Origin of the sequence: Sphingomonas sorbitolis, from assembly GCF_036663875.1 — a bacterium.
GTDB lineage: Bacteria > Pseudomonadota > Alphaproteobacteria > Sphingomonadales > Sphingomonadaceae > Sphingomonas.
On record NZ_JAXOJS010000002.1, the window covers coordinates 277862 to 297634 of the forward strand.

Annotated in this window: 17 protein-coding genes and 1 tRNA gene; 13 read left to right on the plus strand and 5 right to left on the minus strand. The window is 66.0% G+C overall.

Features of this window, described 5'->3' with window-relative positions:
* Positions 1–10: 10 nt before the first annotated feature.
* Together parC and U1763_RS06595 are read right to left on the minus strand one after the other, a co-directional pair.
* Positions 11–2263 (minus strand): DNA topoisomerase IV subunit A, encoded by a 2253-nt coding sequence (gene parC, locus U1763_RS06590; protein WP_332754593.1) that lies wholly within the window; start codon positions 2261–2263, stop codon positions 11–13.
* A gap of 33 nt (positions 2264–2296) precedes the next feature.
* Positions 2297–3517 carry a glycosyltransferase gene (locus tag U1763_RS06595; protein WP_332754594.1) on the minus strand — a complete coding sequence of 407 codons (1221 nt, stop codon included), beginning with the start codon at positions 3515–3517 and terminating at the stop codon, positions 2297–2299.
* Positions 3518–3659: 142 nt separating this feature from the next.
* Between U1763_RS06595 and U1763_RS06600 the strand changes: the two genes are divergently transcribed.
* Genes U1763_RS06600 through U1763_RS06625 form a run of 6 tightly spaced genes read left to right on the plus strand, consistent with a single transcriptional unit; the run spans position 3660 to position 10638 of the window.
* The gene (locus U1763_RS06600; RefSeq protein WP_332754595.1) at positions 3660–4574 is read left to right on the plus strand and encodes an alpha/beta hydrolase family protein; all 915 of its coding nucleotides are present in this window, start codon (positions 3660–3662) and stop codon (positions 4572–4574) included.
* Entirely contained in the window at positions 4571–5785 is a 1215-nt protein-coding gene (kynU, locus tag U1763_RS06605; RefSeq protein WP_332754596.1) for a kynureninase, read from the plus strand. Before U1763_RS06600 ends, kynU begins: the two co-directional genes overlap by 4 nt.
* A 52-nt stretch (positions 5786–5837) precedes the next feature.
* The gene (locus U1763_RS06610) at positions 5838–7883 is read left to right on the plus strand and encodes an NAD(+) synthase (RefSeq protein ID WP_332754597.1); all 2046 of its coding nucleotides are present in this window, start codon (positions 5838–5840) and stop codon (positions 7881–7883) included.
* A gap of 54 nt (positions 7884–7937) precedes the next feature.
* Positions 7938–8798, plus strand: a complete 861-nt coding sequence (locus tag U1763_RS06615) for a CDP-alcohol phosphatidyltransferase family protein (RefSeq protein ID WP_332754598.1) — start codon at positions 7938–7940, stop codon at positions 8796–8798.
* 15 nt (positions 8799–8813) lie between these two features.
* The gene (locus U1763_RS06620) at positions 8814–9905 is read left to right on the plus strand and encodes an inositol-3-phosphate synthase (protein ID WP_132735585.1); all 1092 of its coding nucleotides are present in this window, start codon (positions 8814–8816) and stop codon (positions 9903–9905) included.
* A gap of 1 nt (position 9906) precedes the next feature.
* On the plus strand, positions 9907–10638 hold the full coding sequence (locus tag U1763_RS06625) for a phosphocholine cytidylyltransferase family protein (protein WP_332754599.1): 732 nt from the start codon (positions 9907–9909) through the stop codon (positions 10636–10638).
* A gap of 299 nt (positions 10639–10937) precedes the next feature.
* On the opposite strand, the gene U1763_RS06630 is transcribed toward U1763_RS06625, so the two are convergent.
* Positions 10938–11579: a peptidylprolyl isomerase gene (locus U1763_RS06630; RefSeq protein ID WP_332754600.1), complete on the minus strand. Its 642-nt coding sequence runs from the start codon at positions 11577–11579 to the stop codon at positions 10938–10940.
* A gap of 126 nt (positions 11580–11705) precedes the next feature.
* Between U1763_RS06630 and U1763_RS06635 the strand changes: the two genes are divergently transcribed.
* The 6 genes from U1763_RS06635 to U1763_RS06660 are packed head-to-tail and all read left to right on the plus strand — an operon-like array spanning position 11706 to position 16827.
* Positions 11706–12611 (plus strand): ATP-grasp domain-containing protein, encoded by a 906-nt coding sequence (locus U1763_RS06635; RefSeq protein ID WP_332754601.1) that lies wholly within the window; start codon positions 11706–11708, stop codon positions 12609–12611.
* A complete protein-coding gene (locus tag U1763_RS06640; RefSeq protein WP_332754602.1) occupies positions 12611–13627 on the plus strand; it encodes an LLM class flavin-dependent oxidoreductase in 1017 nt (338 codons plus the stop codon). The genes U1763_RS06635 and U1763_RS06640 overlap by 1 nt, the downstream gene beginning before the upstream one ends.
* The gene (locus tag U1763_RS06645) at positions 13624–14358 is read left to right on the plus strand and encodes a methionine ABC transporter ATP-binding protein (RefSeq protein WP_332754603.1); all 735 of its coding nucleotides are present in this window, start codon (positions 13624–13626) and stop codon (positions 14356–14358) included. Before U1763_RS06640 ends, U1763_RS06645 begins: the two co-directional genes overlap by 4 nt.
* Positions 14355–15017: a methionine ABC transporter permease gene (locus tag U1763_RS06650; RefSeq protein WP_332754604.1), complete on the plus strand. Its 663-nt coding sequence runs from the start codon at positions 14355–14357 to the stop codon at positions 15015–15017. Before U1763_RS06645 ends, U1763_RS06650 begins: the two co-directional genes overlap by 4 nt.
* Positions 15018–15025: 8 nt before the next feature.
* The gene (locus tag U1763_RS06655) at positions 15026–15820 is read left to right on the plus strand and encodes a MetQ/NlpA family ABC transporter substrate-binding protein (protein WP_332754605.1); all 795 of its coding nucleotides are present in this window, start codon (positions 15026–15028) and stop codon (positions 15818–15820) included.
* A gap of 38 nt (positions 15821–15858) precedes the next feature.
* Complete coding sequence (locus tag U1763_RS06660) at positions 15859–16827, plus strand: magnesium and cobalt transport protein CorA (protein WP_332754606.1); 969 nt, start codon at positions 15859–15861, stop codon at positions 16825–16827.
* 123 nt (positions 16828–16950) lie between these two features.
* On the opposite strand, the gene U1763_RS06665 is transcribed toward U1763_RS06660, so the two are convergent.
* The gene (locus U1763_RS06665; protein ID WP_332754607.1) at positions 16951–17940 is read right to left on the minus strand and encodes an NADP-dependent oxidoreductase; all 990 of its coding nucleotides are present in this window, start codon (positions 17938–17940) and stop codon (positions 16951–16953) included.
* 154 nt (positions 17941–18094) lie between these two features.
* Complete coding sequence (locus U1763_RS06670; RefSeq protein ID WP_332754608.1) at positions 18095–19432, minus strand: DUF2171 domain-containing protein; 1338 nt, start codon at positions 19430–19432, stop codon at positions 18095–18097.
* A 237-nt stretch (positions 19433–19669) separates the two neighbouring features.
* Between U1763_RS06670 and U1763_RS06675 the strand changes: the two genes are divergently transcribed.
* A tRNA-Ala gene (locus U1763_RS06675) sits at positions 19670–19745 on the plus strand.
* Positions 19746–19773: the final 28 nt, after the last annotated feature.

The window sequence follows — 19773 nt, forward strand, 5'->3', positions numbered from 1 at the left end:
ATCCGCTGGATCAGGCAAAACGATTGTCGCGAGGGAAGCCCGTCGGTGGCATTCTTCCCGCCGCACCGCGCGCCGCGCGCCACGGCCCCAAGTCCGATTCGGTTCTTTGCCGCCCGCTACCGCCGCCCATCGCCCAGCTCAAACCCTCGGCGAAGGTGAAGGTGATCGCATCCGCCAGCCCGCCATCGCGGTAGCGCTGCAACTGGAGCCCCTGCCCGCGCGTCATCTCGACCAGTTCGGCGAGCGGGAACACCAGCATCTTGCGATTGTCGCCGATCGCCGCGACGTAATCGTCGGTCGGCCCGATCGGCCGGACGATCTTCAACTGCGCGCCCGGCCGCGGCGTCATCACCGTCTTGCCCTTGCGAGTCTCTGCAATCACGTCCGCGCTGCTCACCGAGAAGCCACGCCCATCGGTCGCGACGATCAGCAGTTTCGGATGCCTGCTCGCGGGCAGCAGCGCGACGATCCCGACGCTGCCGTCGAGGTCGATCATCGCCCGCACCGGCTCGCCGAACCCGCGCCCGCCCGGCAGCTTGTCCGCCGCCAGCGTGTAGAACCGCCCATTCTCCGCCGCGAGCAGCAGCTTGTCCGTCGTCTGCGCGTGGAACGCGAACGCCGGGCCATCGCCCTCCTTGAACTTCAGCGCTTCCGGGCTGGCGAGATCGTTGTGGCCACGCATCGCCCGGATCCAGCCGCGCTGCGACAGGATCACGGTGATAGGCTCGCGCTCGATCATCGCCTCGAGCGGAATGTCGCGCGTCGGTGCGGCCTCCTCGATCGTCGTACGGCGTTTGCCGAGCACCGTCTCCAGCCCATAGCGATCGCGGATCTTCGCCATGTCGCGCTTCATCCGCGCACGCTGTTTCTTCGGATCGGCGAGCAACGCGGCCAGCGTCGCCTGCTCCTTGTCGAGCTTGTCGCGCTCGGTCTTGATCTCGAACTCTTCCAGCCGCCGCAAGCTGCGCAGCCGCATGTTGAGGATCGCTTCCGCCTGACGATCGGTGAGCGCGAACTCGTCGATCATGACCTTCTTGGGCTCGTCCTCGGTACGGATGATTTCGATCACCCGGTCGAGGTTGAGATACGCGATCAGGTAGCCGTCGAGCAGTTCGACCCGGTCGGCGATCTTGCTCAGCCGGTGCTCGGTCCGCCGGCGCAATACCACGAACTGGTGATCGACCCACGCCGCCAGCGCCTCGCGCAAGCTCATCACCCGCGGCGTGCGATCCTTGTCGAGCACGTTGAGATTGAGGCTGATTCGCGTCTCGAGGTCGGTCAGCCGGAACAGCCCGTCCATCAGGATCTGCGGATCTACCGTGCGACTACGCGGCTCCAGCACGATGCGGATCTCGGTATCCGATTCGTCACGCACGTCGGCGAGGATCGGCAGGCGCTTGGCGTTGATCAGCTCGGCGATCTGCTCGATCAGCTTGCCCTTCTGCACGCCGTACGGGATCTCGGTGACGATCAGCTGCCAGCCGCCGCCCTTCTCGCGCTCGGTCTCCCAGCGCGCACGAACGCGGAAGCCGCCCCGCCCGGTCGCATAGGATTCGCGAATTACGGCCGGCGGATCGACCACGAGACCACCGGTCGGGAAGTCCGGCCCCTTCACATGCTCCAGGATCGCCGCGTCGTCTGCATCCGGCCGGTCGATCAGCACGATCGCCGCCTCCAGCAACTCGGCGGCGTTGTGCGGCGGAATGCTCGTCGCCATCCCGACCGCGATCCCACTCGCGCCGTTCGCCAGCAGGTTCGGGAACAGCCCCGGGAACAGCTCGGGCTCGTGGTCTTCGCCATTATAGGTCGGGCGATACGCGACCGCGTCCTCGTCCAGCCCATCCATCAGGTCGATCGCGACCTGCGTCAGCCGTGCCTCGGTATAGCGGTAGGCAGCCGCGTTATCGCCGTCGATGTTGCCGAAATTGCCCTGCCCGTCGACCAACGGATACCGCATCGCGAACGACTGCGCCAAGCGCACCATCGCGTCGTAGACCGACTGGTCGCCATGCGGATGATATTTACCGATGACGTCGCCGACGACCCGCGCGCACTTCTTGTAGCCCTGCGCCGGATCAAGTTTAAGCAGCCGCATCGCCCAGAGCAGCCGCCGATGCACCGGCTTCATCCCATCGCGCACGTCGGGCAGCGACCGCGCCGTGATCGTCGACAACGCATAGACCAGATACCGCTCGCTGAGCGCGCTATCGAAGGGGGCGTCGACGATGCTGTCGAAGGGGTCTTTGAAATCACTGCTGGCCATTGCGCGCATCGATAGCAGCCGCGCGCGTAACGATCAAAGCATCCCGCGCGTCATCGTCACCTTTTGTTCTCGTGGTGCCTTGGGGACATGCCCGGCAACCGCGGCGGCGAGCAACGCGCGATGCTGCCGCCCGGTCTCGCGCCAGTCGTAGCGCTCGCCAAAAGTCCGCGTCGCGCCCCGATCGGGCAGGTCCGCAAGCAACCGCGCGATCCCCTCGGCGATCGCCGCATCCGACCGATCCGCGGTCAGCACGCCAGCCTCGGGCACGCGCACCACCTCGGGCGAACCCCACACCGGCGTCGCCACCAACGGCGTTCCGCAGGCGAGCGACTCGAGCAGGACGTTGGCGATCCCCTCGCGGTCGGAGCAGCTCGCGGTCAGGTCCGCCGCACCGTACAGGTCGGGCAGCCGATGCTGGTCGACATGGCCGAGGAAATCCACCCGCCCCGCAACGCCCAGCTTGGCCGCCAGCGCGCGCAATGCCCCCTCGCGCGGCCCATCGCCGGCGATCATCAACCGCACGTCGGGCAAAGTCGCGATCGCGCGGATCGCGAAGTCATGCCCCTTGCGATCGATCAGATGCCCGACCGACAACACCGTCGGCGCCGTGATCCCCATCCGCTGTCGCAACGCCGCGCGGTCGGCAGGCGGCGAGAACAGGGCGAGATCGACGCCGTGCTCGACCACACAGACTTTCCCGGGCGCCGCACCGATCGCGATCAGTTCGTCGCGCAACGCCGCCGCCACCGCAGTCGTCGCGCTGGCCCGATCGATCGCCGCCAGGATCATAGCCCGCTCGGCGCGATACTGCGCGATCTGGCTGACATCCGACCCGAGCGCGCTCATCACGAACGGCCGATCGAACTTCCGCGCAAGCAGGCTCGCGGCGACGCCGTCGGGATAGAGATAATAGGAATCGATCACGTCGAAATCGAACTCATGCCGTATCCGCGCGATATGCCGGTACAGCGCCGCCGCCATCAGCCACGGCGCGGCGACCATGCCGATCTTCGGCACCACCGGATAGCGCGGATGCGTGATCGCCACGCCGCGGCGCACCGCTGCATGCGGCGCGTTCGCGAACTCGGCATAGCGCCCGAACCGGGGATCGGCGCTCGGGAACCACGGCACGGGCGCGACCACGCGAACCTCGTCGCCGGGCCGGGCGACATGACCGACACGGTGCTCGATAAAGATCCCGTGACGCCGCTGCACGGCATTCGGGTACAGGCTCGACAACACCAGGATCTTCAAGGCGCACCCCCGTGCTCGATCCGCGTGGCCGCAGATCACTTCTACATCTTCTCTACGCCGACTTTCGCCCGGTTCGGGGCAAAATTTACGACGCGGCGTCTACGGACGGGACAGGTCGATGACGGTCGGCTAGCGTCGCCGGATGCGCCTATTCCTCGCCACCGCCTTGCTGCTACCATTGGCCACGATGCCGATGCCCGCCGCCGCCGACCTGCTTACCTGGTCCGTGCTCACCGCCCGCCCCAAGCCGACGCCAGACGCGACGATCGCCTATGGAACCGACCAGATGCAGAAGGTCGACGTCTGGCTCCCCAAGGGCAAGACCGGCGGCAAAGGCCGCTTGCCGGTGGTGGTGATGGTCCATGGCGGCTGCTGGACGACCAGCATCGCCGATCGCAGCCTGATGAACTGGGTCGCCGACGACCTGCGCAACGCCGGCGTTGCGGTGTGGAACATCGACTATCGCGGCGTCGACCGGAGTGGTGGCGGCTATCCCGGCACGTTCCAGGACGCTGCGAAAGCCGCCGACCAACTCACCGTAAACGCGAAGACGTTCAACCTCGACACACGCCGCGTCGTCGCGATCGGCCATTCCGCGGGCGGTCACCTCGCACTCTGGCTCGCCGCCCGCCCGCGGATTGCGAAGACCAGCGCACTCTACAGCGCGCATCCGCTCCGCATCCATCATGTCATCAGCCTCGGCGGTCTCCCCGATCTCGAAGCCACCGCGGCGAACCCCGAAAACGGCTGCGGCACCGAGGTCGTTACCCAGCTCGTCGGTACGCCGACGCCGCAGCACCCCGACATCTATCCCGACACGTCGGTCCCGCGCCTGCTCCCGCTCGGCGTAAAGCAGGACCTGATCAACGGCCGCGAGGACCGGATCATCCCCTTCGTCATGGCCACCGACTATGTCGCCAAGGCGACCGCGGCCGGCGATACCGCCACGCTGCACACGATCCCCGCGACCGGCCATGTCGAACTGATCGCCCCCGAAACGCCCGCCTGGGCAGAAGCAAAGCGTCTGATCCTTACCGACCTGGGAATGACCAAGTGACCCTCGAAGACGCCCGCGCGCTCGACGCGACCGACCCGCTCGCCGCCTACCGCGACAGGTTCGCGCTTCCCGACGGCGTGATCTACCTTGACGGCAATTCGCTCGGCGCGCTGCCCAAGGCGACCCCCGCCGCACTCGCCGATGTCGCTACCCGCCAATGGGGCGACCGCCTCATCCGCAGCTGGAACGAAGGCTGGATCGACGCCCCGCAACGGATCGGCGCCAAGATCGCCCCGCTGATCGGCGCAGCGACGGACGAGGTGATCATCGGCGACACCACCTCGACGCATTTGTTCAAGGCGCTGGTCGCCGCATTGCGCAGCAACCCCGACCGCCACACCGTAGTCAGCGAAGCCGGCAACTTCCCGACCGACCTCCACATCGCCGAGGGCGCGGTCGCCTGCGTCCCCGGCGCGCGCCTCAAGGTGGTCGCGCGCGAAGATCTCGCCGCCGCGCTCGACGACGACACCGCGGTGCTGCTGCTCACACATGTCCACTACAAGACCAGCGACCGCTTCAACATGCGCGAGTGGACCGCCCGCGCGCACGATGCCGGCGCGCTCATGCTCTGGGATCTGAGCCACAGCGTCGGCGCCGTCCCGATCGACCTGACCGGCGCGAACGCCGATCTCGCGGTCGGCTGCACGTACAAATACCTCAACGGCGGCCCCGGTGCGCCGGCGTTCCTCTTCGTCGCCAAGCGCTGGCAGGATTCGTTCGCCAGCCCGCTCTCCGGCTGGATGGGCCATGCCGCGCCGTTCGCGTTCGAGGATGCCTACCGCCCCGCGCCCGGCATGAAGCGCTGGCTCGCCGGTACCCCGGCGATGCTCTCGACCGCCGCGCTGGAAACCGCACTCGACCTCTGGGCCGACATCGACCAGCACGCCGTCGCCACCAAGAGCGCACAGCTCTTCGCCATCCTCGCCGCCGCCGGCGACGCGTTGGGCCTCGACTGCGTCAGCCCCCGAGACTCCGCCAGACGCGGCAGCCACATCAGCTTCCGCCACCCGGAAGCCTATGCACTGACGCAGGCGCTCATCGCGCGCGGGGTGATCGGCGACTTCCGCGATCCCGACATCCTCCGCCTCGGCCTGACGCCCTTGTATCTCAGCCACGAAGACGTCTGGCGCGCGGGCGACATCCTGCGGGACATTCTCGACACCGAAGCCTGGCGCGATCCGGCCTTTGCCGAACGCCTCGCAGTGACGTGAGCGCCTTGGCAAGCCGGTAGCGCGTGCGGCCGTGCACTTGTATCGGTGTGACATGACGCACCCATTCTACGCGATCCACAGCCATGGCCTGATCCGGGTCGCCGCCGCCACGCCGCGCGCGTCGGTAGGGGATACCGCCGCGAATGCCGAGGCCACGATCGCCTTGGCACGTGAGGCGGACGCGAAGGGCGTCGACCTCGTCGTGTTCCCCGAACTGAACCTCACCTCCTATGCGATCGACGACCTGCATCTCCAGACCGCGCAGCAGCGCGCGACGCTGGCCGCGATCGCGACCGTGGTCGAGGCGAGCGCGACCTTGCGGCCGGTGTTGCTGGTCGGCGCGGCGTTGGTGCGCAACGGGCGGTTGTATAACTGCGCGCTGGCGATCGCGCGCGGGCGCGTGCTGGGCGTGGTGCCGAAGACGTTCCTACCCAACTACCGCGAATTCTATGAGAAGCGCTGGTTCGCGAGCGGCGCCGGCCTGACCGGGCTGACGATCGACCTCGACGGTGAAGAGGTACCGTTCGGCACCGACCTGATCTTCGCCGCGCGCGACCTGCCCGGCTTCGTGGTCCATGCCGAGATCTGCGAGGATTACTGGGCCCCCACCCCGCCCTCGACCGCGGGCGCGCTCGCGGGTGCGCTGATCTGCTGCAACCTGTCGGCGTCGAACATCGTCATCGGCAAGGCACGCGAGCGGGCGATGCTGGCGGCGTCGCAATCCGCGCGCGCGGCGTGTGCCTATATCTATTCCGCCGCGGGACCGGGCGAGAGCACGACCGAAGTGGCCTGGGACGGCCAAGGCCTGATCCACGAACTCGGGGAGCAGATCGCCGAGTCTGAGCGGTTTTCGACTGAACCCGAACTGGTGATCGCCGACATCGACTGCGAACGCATCACGCAGGAGCGTCTGCGCAACGGCACGTTCAACGATGCGGCGATATTCGCCGGCAACCCCGAAACGCGCTTCCGACGGATCGCGTTCGATCACGCGCCGGTGCTGACCGACGGCGGTCTCGAGCGCGCAATCCGCCGTTTCCCATTCGTCCCGAACGACCCCGCGCGGCGCGACGACGATTGCTACGAGGCGTTCAACATCCAGGTGGAGGCGCTGTCGAAGCGGCTGGTCTCCGCGCATGCCGAGACGATCGTCATCGGCGTCTCCGGCGGGCTCGACTCGACGCACGCGCTGATCGTCGCGGCCAAGGCGATGGACCGGCTCGGCCGCCCGCGGGCCAACATCCTCGGTTTCACGATGCCCGGTTTTGCGACCGGCGAAGGGACCAAGGCGAACGCCTGGGCGCTGATGCGCGCACTCGGCATCACCGCCGAAGAGATCGACATCAAGCCCGCCGCCCGCCGCATGCTGGAGGATATCGGCCACCCGTTCAGCGAAGGCGAACCCGTCTACGACATCACCTTCGAGAACGTGCAGGCCGGGCTGCGCACCGATTACCTGTTCCGTCTCGCCAACCAGCGCCGCGGGATCGTGCTCGGCACCGGCGACCTCAGCGAGATGGCGCTTGGCTGGTGCACCTACGGCGTCGGCGACCAGATGAGCCATTACGCGGTCAACAGCGGCGTGCCGAAGACGCTGATCCAGTTCCTGATCCGCTGGTGTATCCGCACCGACCAGTATGACGCGGCGACCGATGCGATCCTGTCGACGATCCTTGCGCAGGAGATTTCGCCCGAGCTCGTGCCGGCAGGCGCGGACGGCGCGTTGCAGAGCACCGAGTCGATGATCGGGCCGTACGCGCTCAACGACTTCTTCGCGCATTGCGTGATCCGCCACGGCCTCGCCCCCTCGAAGATCGCGTTTCTGGCGTGGCACGCATGGCGCGACGCGAGCGTCGGCGCGTGGCCGGAGGACCTGCCCGCCGATGCGCGCATCGCCTACGACCTGCCGACGATCCGGAAATGGCTGGAAAAATTCCTGTTCCGGTTCTTCACGACCAGCCAGTTCAAGCGGTCGGCGATGCCCAACGGCCCGAAGGTCTCGGCGGGCGGCGCCTTGTCGCCGCGCGGCGATTGGCGGGCGCCGTCGGACGGGATCGCGACGGCGTGGATCGAAGAATTGCGGTCAAGCGTTCCATAGGGTTAGCTGCGCTACCTTGCATAAACCGCCCGCGCGGCGCATTATGAAAATCCTATGACAGTGGCTCCACCGGATGGATCGCGCGATCGCCGGATCGAGATCCCATCTAACCTTTGGCTGATACACCCGGCAGGCCGTGCGCTTTTGCCGTTCGCGTTGGCGCGTGGAATTTCCGCGAATGCGGTGTCGGTCATGGGGCTCTGTCTCGGCGGAGCCGCTGCGCTCGCCTATACCCAATGGGGCAATTGGGCGCTGGCACTGGTCGGCTTGGTGCTGTCGATGGGATGGCTGATCGCCGACGGACTCGACGGCATGGTCGCGCGCGCGACCAAGACCGCGAGCCCGCTCGGCCGGATGCTCGACGGGCTGTGCGATCACGGCGTGTTCGCGTTGATCTACGTCTCGCTCGCGCTGATGATCGATACGCCCGAAGCCTGGGTCCTCGCCGTCGCGGCTGGTGGCGCGCATGCCGTTCAGTCGAACATGTACGAAGGCGAGCGCTCGCGCTTCCATCGTCGCATCAAGGGCGTGGCGCTCGAAGCGCTTCCCGTTCCGACCGGCAACGCGCTCGTCCGCTTCTATGATGGCGTCGCGAGCAGCATCGACCGGATCGCCATGCCGTTCGAGCGGACGCTCGGCCAGGCCAGCGATCCGGTCGCGCTCGGCGCGCTGTACGGGGCCCGCGCCGTCGCCCCTTTGCGCTTCATGGCCTTGCTTACCGCGAATGTCCGGGTATGGGCGATCTTCGTCGCCTGCTTCGCGGGCAACCCACGCATCTTCTGGTGGTTCGAGATCGTCCCTTTGACGCTCGTGGCCATCGTCGGGCTCGTCTGGCACCGTCGTGTCGAGCGGGCTTTCGTTCGTAATACTTCTGCAACGCGACCAAAGACCGCGTCGCGCATGCATCTTTCGTAAGGAACAGGGTCAGTAATGAATAGCATTCGGATCGCCGTGGTCGGCATCGGCAACTGCGCGAGCTCGCTCGTGCAAGGCCTCGAGCACTACCGTGAGGGCGCCAACGACCAGGTCGGCCTGATGCATTTCGACATGGGTGGCTACAAGCCGAGCGACATCAAGGTCGTCGCGGCCTGGGACGTCGATCGCCGCAAGGTCGGCAAGGACGTCGCCGAGGCGATCTTCGCCAAGCCGAACTGCACCGCGGTGTTCGCACCGAACGTGAGCAACACCGGCACGATCGTGAAGATGGGCAAGAAGCTGGACGGCGTCGCCGACCACATGGCCGACTTCAAGGACGACCGCACGTTCCTCGTCTCCGACGCTGCCGAGCCGACGCGTGAAGAGGTCATCGCCGAGCTGAAGGCATCGGGCGCCGACGTGCTCATGAACTACCTGCCGGTCGGTTCGCAGGAAGCGACCGAATTCTACGCCGAGTGCGCGATCGAAGCAGGCGTTGCGTTCGTCAACAACATCCCCGTCTTCATCGCCTCGAACCCGGTCTGGGCGAAGAAGTTCGAGGACGCTGGCGTCGCGATCATCGGCGACGACATCAAGGCGCAACTCGGCGCGACGATCGTCCACCGCGTGCTGACCGACCTGTTCGCCAAGCGCGGCGTGAAGCTGGATCGCACGTATCAGCTCAACACCGGCGGCAACACCGACTTCCTCAACATGTCGAACCATCGCCGTCTCGAGTCGAAGAAGATCTCGAAGACCGAAGCGGTTCAGTCGGTCGCGGCCGAGCGGATGGACGACGACAACGTCCATATCGGCCCGTCGGACTATGTGCCCTGGCAGAACGACAACAAGGTCTGCTTCCTGCGCATGGAAGGCCAGCTGTTCGGCGGCGTGCCGATGAACATCGAGCTGCGTCTCTCGGTCGAGGACAGCCCCAACTCGGCGGGTGTCGCGATCGACATGATCCGTTGCGCCAAGATCGCCAAGGATCGCGGCATCGCCGGCGTGATCGACCCTGCATCGGCCTATTTCTGCAAGCACCCGCGTACGCAGATGACCGACGATCTCGCACAGATCGAAGTCGAGCGGTTCATCAAGGCCGCCTGACATGATCGACACGCCCCGGATTGAAACGGCGATCATCCTCGCCGCCGGGGAAGGCAGCCGCCTTCGCACCTCCGCCCCGTATAAGCCGCTCTGCGCGGTCGCGGGGCGGCCGCTGATCGCTCATGCGCTCGAAGGTCTGGCGGAAGCCGGTTTCGCGCGGGCGATCGTGACGGTGAGCTACGGGCGTGAGGCGATCGAAGCGTATCTCGCGAGCCGGCGCTGGCCGCTGGCGGTCGAGACGGTGCTCGCCGATCACCGCGAACCCAACGGCGTTTCGGTACTGGCGGCGCGTGATGCGCTAGCCGGTGACGAAGCGATCCTCGCAATGTGCGACCACCTCGTCAGCCCCGAACTCTACGCCCTCATGGCGAAAGCCGGCGCTGGCGGTGGTCTACGCCTCGGCATCGACCGACGGCTCGGCCATGACTGGGTCGACCCCGAGGACGTCACCTGCGTCGCCACCGAAGGCGACCGCATCGTCGCGATCGGCAAGGGCCTCGAACCGCACGACTGCTACGACACCGGCGTCTTCGCGATCGGCCCTGCGCTGTCGGACGCGCTGGCAACGCTCGCGAGCCCGTCTTTGACCGAAGGCGTCCGCCTGCTGGCCGCGCAAGGCCTCGCCCGGATCGTCGATTGCAGCGACATCGACTGGATCGACGTCGACGACGCGCCTGCTCTGGCGAAGGCCGAGGCATGGATGGCGACGAGGGCGGACGCAGTCGCCGCCTGACACAGTCGAGTTCGCGTTCGAGAGCTCCCTGTCACTAACTACACTTCTTTTCCTTGTTCCCTCGCGAACGCGGGGGCCCAGGAGCCACACTCACCGTCCTATATTTAGCTAGGCCCCCGCGTCCGCGGGGGAACGGCTAGGCGGCGCTCTGTGTCACGGTCCAACCGACCCAACCCCAACACCACCCCGGCGAAGGCCGGGGCCCAATTGGGGGACGGCTATAACGAAGCGCAGTCCAACATCACTGCGACCTTACCAATTGGGCCCCGGCCTTCGCCGGGGTGGAAAAGACGGGCGAGCTACTTCGCCCGCCGAACCATCAGAATCTTAACCGGCGCGGCAATCATCTGCCCCTTCATCACCCCGACCCCAGCGGTCGCCGAAATCGGCGCAGCAAGGATGCGTTTCACAACGTCCATCCCCTCGACGACATGCCCAAACGCCGCATACCCCGCGGTGTCCCCACTTCCCGTCGGGTTCGCATCCAACGACAGCACCGGCCCGACGGTAATGAAGAAATCCGCCGTCGCCGTCCCCGGCGCCAATCGCGCCAGCGAGATCGTCCCATCGACATGCGACAGCCCGGTCTTGCTGGTCGGCTCGTGCGCGACGGGCTTCAAGATACGCTTGGGATCGTTCTGCGGCCCGCCCTGGATTAGCCCGGTTCCCTGCCCCAGGTTCATTGCGCGATAGAACGTCACCCCATCGAGCCGCTTCTGATCGACATAGCGCAGAAAATTCGCGGTCGTCAGCGGTGCGCGATCCTTCTCCAGCGTCAGCGTGATCGGCCCCTCGCTGGTCGTCATCACGATCGAGACGGTCGCCGCCGGCGCCGCCTCGGCCGGAACAGGCGTGGCAGGTGCCGCCGGAGCGATAGTTTGCGCCGAGCCGGAAACAGCACAGAGAAGGACGAGCGAAGCGCCGAGCGTTTTCAAGATCATGACCAAGGCTACCGCGGCAAACGCGCCCTGTCAGCCGAGAACATCAGCCGACAACGATGCGAAATTGCGTGGCGCAAACTATTGCTTGGGTTTGCACGCCCGTGCGCAATGCGTATCCGGGACGCGATGACCGATCTCGCCATTCTCTACGAGCACCCGCTCTGGTTCGAACCGCTGTTCGCCGCGCTCGATCGCCGCGGCGTCGCGTTCACCCGCGCCACGCCCGACGGTTTTTGGAACCCCGCCGACCAGAGCGCCCCCGCCCCCATCGTCTTCAACCGCATCGCGATGTCGAGCTTCCTGCGCAACGACGAGCATCCGATCTTCGACACGATGGCGATGCTCGATCACTGGCGCCGCACTGGTGCGCGCGTGGTAAACGGCACCGACGTCCTCGCGATCGACGCCTCCAAGGCGCGCCAATTGTCGCTGATCGCCTCGCTCGGCCTCGCAATCCCCGAGACACGCGTCGTCCACCGCGCCGCCGACGTCGTCCCCGCCGCGCAGACGCTGTGCTTCCCGCTGGTCGTGAAGGCGAACATCGGCGGCTCCGGCGCAGGCATCATCCGCTTCGACAGCCTCGACGAACTGCGCACCGCCGTCGCCGACGCAGGCCTCCCAAACAGCGTCGACGGCGTCCTGCTGGTGCAGGAATACGTCCCCGTCCGCGACGGCGCGATCACCCGGATCGAGACGCTCGACCGCAAGTTCCTCTATGCGATCGAAGTCACAGGCGGCGGTGCGTTCGATCTCTGCCCGGCGGACGCGTGCGTCGTCCCCGGCTCGGGCATCAAGATGGCCGCGGTCGAGCCCTCGCAAACCCTGAAGGACGCTACCGAAGCGATCGCCCGTGCCGTCGATCTCGACGTCGGCGGGGTCGAGGTGATGATCGACGACCGTGACGGCGTCGCGCGCTTCTACGACATCAACGCGCTGTCGAACTTCGTCGCCAAGCCCTTGGATGTACTCGGCTGGGATCCGCACGACCGCCTCGTCGATTACCTCGTCGAACAGATCGAGAAGGTCCGCTGATGCGCTATGGTTACTGGACTCCCGTCTTCGGCGGCTGGCTTCGCAACGTCCCCGACGAGGGGATGGAGGCGAGCTGGGCGTACACCAAGGCGCTGACGCAGAATGCCGAGCGCTGGGGCTATGACCTGACGCTGATCGCCGAGCTGAACCTCAACGACATCAAGGGCATCGAACAGCCCGCGCTCGACGCGTGGTCGACGGCGGCGGCGCTGGCGGCGGTGACCGACAGCATCGAGCTGATGGTCGCGGTCCGTCCGAACTTCCATCACCCCGCGCTGTTCGCCAAGGCCGCGGCGAACATCGATCGGATCTCGGGCGGGCGGCTCGCGCTCAACGTCGTCTCGTCCTGGTGGGCGGACGAGGCGAAGCAATACGGCCTCCAGTTCGACCAGCACGACGATCGCTACGCGCGCACCGCTGAGTGGCTGACCGTCGTCGATGGGTTGTGGACGCAGGAGCGCTTTGACTTCGCGGGCCAGTTCTACACCACGCAGCAGGCGATCTGCTCACCTAAGCCCGCCAAGCGCCCGACCGTCTATGCCGGCGGGGAGAGCGAGAAGGCCAAGGCGATGATCGCCGCGCAGTGCGACGCGTACGTCATGCACGGCGACCCCGCCGACGCGATCGCGCCAAAGATCGCCGACATGGCGGCGCGACGTGAAGCAGCAGGCGGCGCGCCGATGCAATACGGCATGGCCGCCTACGCGATCGTCCGCGACAGCGAGGCGGAGGCGAAACGCGAACTCGAGCGCATCACCAGCGTCACCGAGCTTCCCGCGGGCTATGCGAATTTCGACCAGTGGCTGTCGGGCACGCAGCTCGAACGCGAGATGAAGATCCAGGAATATTCCGTCTCCAACCGCGGCCTGCGCCCCAATCTGGTCGGCACGCCCGAACAGTTGAAGGAGCGTGTCGCAGAGTATGAGGCGGCTGGTCTCGACCTACTGCTGCTCCAGATGAGCCCGCAGGCCGAGGAAATGGAGCGGTTCGCGGTGCAGGTCATGGGCACCACATGATCCGCCTGACCGACGTCGTTAAAACCTACCCGGCAAGCGAGGCCGCGGCCCTCGACGGCGTGTCGCTTGAAATCCCGGCGCGCGGCGTATTCGGGGTCATCGGCCAGTCCGGCGCAGGCAAATCGACGCTGATTCGCCTGATCAACGCGCTCGAACGCCCGACTTCGGGCCGGGTCGAAGTCGATGGCGTCGACGTAGCCGCCTTGTCGGCCGCGGACCTACGAGCGCTGCGCCGCCGGATCGGCATGATCTTCCAGAACTTCGGCCTGCTGTCGTCGCGCACGGTCGCCGCGAACGTCGCGTTCCCGCTGGTGCTCGCGGGCGTATCCCAAGCCGAGCGCGAGACGAAAGTCGCCGCGCTGCTCGACCGCGTAGGCCTGGCCGATCACGCCACCAAATACCCCGCCCAGCTCTCCGGCGGCCAGAAGCAGCGCGTCGGCATAGCCCGCGCGCTCGCCACCGACCCCGACATCCTGCTCTGCGACGAAGCCACCAGCGCACTAGACCCCGAAACCACCCGCTCGGTCCTGACCCTCCTTCGCGACCTCAACCGAGACCTTGGCCTGACGATCGTTCTCATCACCCACGAAATGGACGTTGTACGCTACGTCTGCGACCGCGTCGCCGTCCTCGAACGCGGCCGCATCGTCGAGACCGGCGAAGTCACCGATATATTCGCCAACGCCACCCACCCGGCAACGCAGCGCATGCTGGCGGCACTGGCGGCATGAGCTTCTTCGCCAACATCGACTGGTCGGACATCGGCCAGGCGTGCCTCGACACGCTGATCATGCTCGGCGGATCGCTGATCCTGACGATCGCGTTCGGCCTGCCGCTCGGCGTCCTGCTCTACCTCACCGACCGGGGCCGGCTGTCGCAGAACCGCGTCGCCAACGCCGTGCTCGGGATCATCGTCAACATCCTCCGCTCGGTCCCCTTCATCATCCTGCTGATCGTGATGATTCCGCTCACCGTCATGCTCGTCGGCACCTCGCTAGGCGTCGCCGGCGCGATCCCGCCGCTCGTCGTCGGAGCCGCGCCGTTCTACGCGCGCCTCGTCGAGGGATCGCTTAAGGAAGTCGACCGCACCACGATCGAGGCGGTGCAGTCGATGGGCGCCACCACGCGCCAGATCGTCACCGGCGCGCTGATCCCCGAGGCGCTGCCAGGACTGATCGCCGGCGCCACCGTCACCGCGGTCGCGCTCGTCTCGTTCACCGCGATGGCGGGCGTGGTCGGCGCGGGCGGACTCGGCGATCTCGCGATCCGGTTCGGCTATCAGCGCTTCCAGACCGACGTCATGGTCGTCACCGTCGTGCTGCTGGTCGTGCTCGTCCAGATCATCCAATACGCCGGCGACGCGCTCGCCCGCCACTTCACCCGCCGCTAGGATTTCGTATGAACCGTCGCACCCTGCTCGCCTCGTTCTCGCTGCTCGCGCTCGCCGCCTGCGGAGGCGCCAAGACCAACGACGGCAAGACGCTGACGATCGCCGCGACCGCAGTACCCCACGCGGAAATCCTGGAATCGATCAAGCCGACGCTCGCCAAGGAAGGCGTCGACCTCCAGATCCGCGTCTTCAACGACTATGTCCAGCCCAACCTCCAGGTCGAGCAGAAGCAGATCGACGTGAGTTATTTCGAGACCAAGCCGTATCTCGACCAGTTCAACGCCTCGCGCGGCACGCATCTCGTGACCTACGCCGGCGTCCATGTCGAACCGCTCGGTGCCTATTCGCGCAAGTGGAAGTCGATCGCGCAGATCCCCAACGGCGCCACCGTCGCGATCCCGAACGAGCCGAGCAACGGTGGCCGCGCGCTGCTGTTGCTCCAGAAGGCCGGGCTGATCACGCTCCGGAACCCGACCAATCCGCTGTCGAGCCTCAACGACATCGCCACCAACCCGAAGAACCTGAACTTCAAGGAACTGGAGGGCGCCACCCTGCCCCGCACGCTCGGCGAGGTCGATCTCGCGCTGATCAACACCAACTACGCGCTCGACGCGAAGCTCAACCCGGTCCGCGACGCGCTCGCGATCGAGGACAAGAACAGCCCTTACGTCAATTTCGTCGTCGGCCTGCCCGGTGGCGAGAAGGACCCGCGCGTCGTGAAACTGATCGCCGCACTGCGTAGCCCGGCGACCAAGACCTTCATCGAGCAGCATTATCGGGGTGCGGTGCTCCCGGCGTTCTGATACCGGCGCGAGCCTCGTTAGCGTAATTCAGAGGCTCCATGACGGTCGTCGCCGCGTATCTCTATCGTCATGGCAAGCGTGTCCGCGCGGTCTCGATCGACGAAAAGGTCGATTGCCCCGCGGATCGCTCGGAGTTCGTCTGGATCGGCATCTGCGATCCGTCGGCCGAGGAAATGCGGACGCTGAAGGATCAGTATAACCTCCACCCGCTGGCAGTGGAGGACGCGATCAAGGCTGACCAGCTGCCCAAGGTCGACGTGTACGGCGACCAGCTGTTCGTGGTCGCGCGCACCGCGCAACTCGAAGACGACAAGATCGCGTACGGCGAAACCGCGATCTTCGTCGGCCACAGTCACATCATCAGCGTCCGCCACGGCTCGGCACGCTCGCACAGGGCACTCCGCGAACAGCTCGAAGCCGCGCCCACCTTGCTCATCAACGGCGTCGACTACGTCCTCCACGCAATTCTGGACTACGTCGTAGACGGCTACCTCCCGATCGTCGAGAGCATCGAGGACGAGGTGCTGGCGATGGAGCAACGCACCATCGACGCCTTCCTCGGCCGCGACGAAATTGTCCGTATCTTTGGTCTGAGACGCGAAATGATCCGCTTCCAGCGCATCCTCGGACCAATGGGCGAGGTCGCGAGCAAGATCGTCCGCCTAGACCTGCCGTGCATCGATACCGAAGCGAAACCGTATTTCAGCGACGTACTCGATCACGTCCGCCGCGTGCAGACGATGGTCGAGGGCCTGCGCGAAGTGCTGACGTCGGTGTTCGAATTCAGCAACCTGCTCGAACAACAACGCACCGGCGCGATCACCCGCCAGCTCGCCGCCTGGGCCGCGATCCTCGCCGTACCGACCGCGATCGCGGGGATCTACGGCATGAACTTCGAGAACATGCCCGAGTTGAAGACAGAGTACGGATATTTCGTCGTACTGGGTGTGATCGGGGTCGTCTGCGCCGCGCTGTACGTGAAGTTCAAGCAGGCGAAGTGGCTCTAACTAGGACCTAGCTTAGCTTGTTTCCCCGCGAAGGCGGGGACCCAGACTGGGCTCCCGCCTTCGCGGGAGAACAAGAAAGCGGCCGGGACACATGCCAAAGTTCATCCCCCGGCCGGCTCTCGCTCAAACCTTGACGAGCATCTTCCCCGTGTTCCCACCCGAGAACAGCCCCAGAAACGCATCCGGCATCGTCTCGAGACCCTCGTGCACGGTCTCCTGCCGCTTCAGCGTCCCCGCCGCCAGCATCCTGCCCATGTCCTTGTAGAACTCCTCGGCGCGATCCATGTAGTCGCTGACGATGAACCCTCGGATCTGCACGCGGTTACCGATCAGCCGCGCAAGATACTTCAGCTGCGTCGCAGCCCCGCTGTTATACACGTCGATCATCCCGCACACCGCGAACCGCGCATGCATGTTCGCATGCGCCAGCGCCGCGTCGAGATGCTCGCCGCCGACGTTGTCGAAATACACGTCGATTCCTTTCGGAGCAGCCTCGCCAAGCGCCTTCACCACCGGCACGTCGCTCTTATAGTCGATCACCGCATCCGCGCCGAGCGACTTCACCCACGCGCACTTCTCCGCGCCGCCGGCCGACCCGATCACCGTCATGCCCTTGGCCTTCGCGACTTGCACCACGGTCGATCCGACCGCACCCGCCGCCGCCGATACGAACACCGTGTCGCCCGCCTTCGCCTCGGCAACCTGAAGCAGGCCGAAATACCCGGTCATCCCCGGCATGCCGAGCTGACCCAGGAACGCCTGCGGAGGCACGTCGAGCGCGGGCAGCTTCTGCACCTGAGAGGCCGGCACCACCGCCTCGTCGCGCCAGCCTGCCATGTGCAGCACCATGTCGCCGACCTTGATGCCGTCGTCGTTGCTCTCGACCACTTCGCCGACCGCGCCGCCCTGCATCGCCTCGCCCAGTGCGAACGGCGGGACATAGCTCTTCACGTCGTTCATCCGCCCGCGCATGTACGGGTCGACCGACAGCCAGCGATTGGCGATGCGCACCTCGCCGGCGCCGAGCGTCGACTGGTCGAGATCGATCATGGCGAAGTCGGTATGCTTCGGCATGCCTTGCGGACGTGCCTTCAGGCTCCATGCACGGGCCATAAACTTGCTCCTGTCTTGATTATTCGTGTTGCGGGTATGGCGAAACGCACACTCAACGCAACCTGCAAAAAGGCCCGGACGTTTCCGCCCGGGCCCCTGTTCGGCTGACATCATGCGACGCCAGCCAACGCTTTCAACCAGTTAGTTCAACCAGTTAGTACGTGGTCGAACCCGACTTGCCGAGCGTGTCCGACGTCGTGCCAGTGGTCGTACCGCCGGTCGTCGTGCCCGTGGTCGATGCCGTGCTGGTCCCGGTGCTGCCGGTCGCCGTGCTGCCCGTCTGCGAGCTGGACGCATAACCGCTGGTGCCGGCATCCTTCTTGTCACCGCCCGTACGATCGCCGTACTCGAACATCGCCGAGTTGCGCTCTTCTTCCTTCCACGCCGACTTGGCTTCGTCGGCCGACTTCGACAGCGTGACCTTGCCATCGACGGTCTTGATCCAGCGCGACGGGATCGAATGATGCACACCGCCCGCATCGCGGTCGTTCTTGGTCAACAGGATCCGGTCGCCCTTCACCTTGTCGACCGTGCCGACATGGCTGCCGTCGGAGCCGACGACTTCCATATGCTCGGTGACCTGCGACAGCGAACTGCGCTGCCCCTGGCGCTCGTTGCGCCACGACGAGAACTCGTTCTCGAACTTCGAGCGGTTCTCGTTACGATATTCGTCATAGTCACGGTCGAGCGCCGCGATCTGCGTGCTGCGCCAGCCATGATAATGGTCGTCGTGCGTGTTCGACGAGCGATTGCCGAACGAGCTGTTGTCCGAGTTGCCATAGGACCGCTCGTCATAGCGTGCATCGGCTTCGCGGCGGCGCTCGGCCTCGTCGTCACCGAACCACGAGCGAACTTCGTCGCCTGCGCGCGCGATGAACCCGCGATCGTCATAGTCATAGCCCTGTGGCTGGCGACCATAGTCACGCCCCTCGTTACGGCTGCCGCCGCGCGAAGTGTTGCGGTTGTCGTCATCGGCATCGCGGTTGCGGCCTACATCCTCGAAGCGGCGACCGTCCGATGCATAACTGCCGTGATATTCGGTATCGCCCGAACCCTGGCTGCGCTGGCCGTAGGACTGCTGGCCATAGCCCTGGCCGGAGCGCTGCTGGCCATAGCCCTGCTGCCCGTAACCCTGCTGGCCATAACCTTGCTGGCCGTAACCCTGGCCCGATCCCTGTCCGTAGCGCGACTGGCCATAGCGATCGCCGCCCGATGGCTGCGAGCGGTCATTGTGGCCGCCGTAATAGTCACGCCCGCCCTGCTCGCGACCATATTGGTCGCCGCGTCCCTGGTCGTCACGCCCCTGATATCCCTGGCCGCGACCGCTGCGGTTGTCGTCGCGGTCATATTCGCCGGCGGCTTCATACTCACGCGCGCTGGAACGGCCATAACCGCCACCGTCTGCGCGGAAATCGCGACCATAGTCGTTCGAGTTCGGCCGACCGTAATAGTCGCCCGACTGGCGATCTCGGGTGTTGCGTTCGTAGACCATAGGAACCTCCTAATTGCTGTCCTGCGGCTGCCGGCCCCGTTGATCGCGGGGTCGTACATTCCGAGGATTACAAGCGCCAAGCTGGCGGAATGTTCCTGTGATTGCGGCAACTTGACGGCGACCCGACGCTCCGTTGCGACGACGCGCCGAAGGTCAGTTGGCGCAGTCGCGCCAACCCGGTTGCAACGCCCAAATCGAGCCGCTAGATCATCGATCCTGGCCTATGGCCAACCGCGCGGGGCCGTAGCTCAGATGGGAGAGCGCTGCAATCGCACTGCAGAGGTCAGGGGTTCGATTCCCCTCGGCTCCACCACGCGCGCTGGAACTCATATCGGTGGCGT